We start from the raw sequence: 241 nt of genomic DNA, 5'->3' as shown, positions 1-241 counted from the left end.
GCATTGCAGGAGTTAAAAAAATGAAAAATATTTTTTTCGTCGTTTTGTTGTTGTCCTCTGTTTTATCGTCGGCTCAGGAGGTGCAATCAATTTCTAATCCTGCAAATATTTCTAGGCCGTATGTGCAAACCTCAAAGGTTTCACGTTTTGATTTTCAGTCGATTTGCGTGGCTCAGGTCATTCAACTGATTTATAGCGAAGCGTTAAAAACTCCTTACGTACTTGATCCAGAGATTTTAAC

At 37.8% G+C, this 241-nt stretch carries 1 protein-coding gene; it reads left to right on the top strand.

Features of this window, described 5'->3' with window-relative positions; translation table 11 throughout:
- Positions 1 to 20 precede the first annotated feature (20 nt).
- Positions 21 to 241, top strand: a 221-nt coding sequence (locus QN347_RS20775) for a hypothetical protein (RefSeq protein ID WP_323494542.1), incomplete at its 3' end; no start/stop codon positions are given.

This window comes from Sphingomonas sp. 10B4, assembly GCF_035019905.1.
In the GTDB taxonomy this organism is placed as follows: domain Bacteria; phylum Pseudomonadota; class Alphaproteobacteria; order Sphingomonadales; family Sphingomonadaceae; genus Sphingomonas; species Sphingomonas glacialis.
This window is presented reverse-complemented; position numbering and strand designations above follow the sequence as displayed.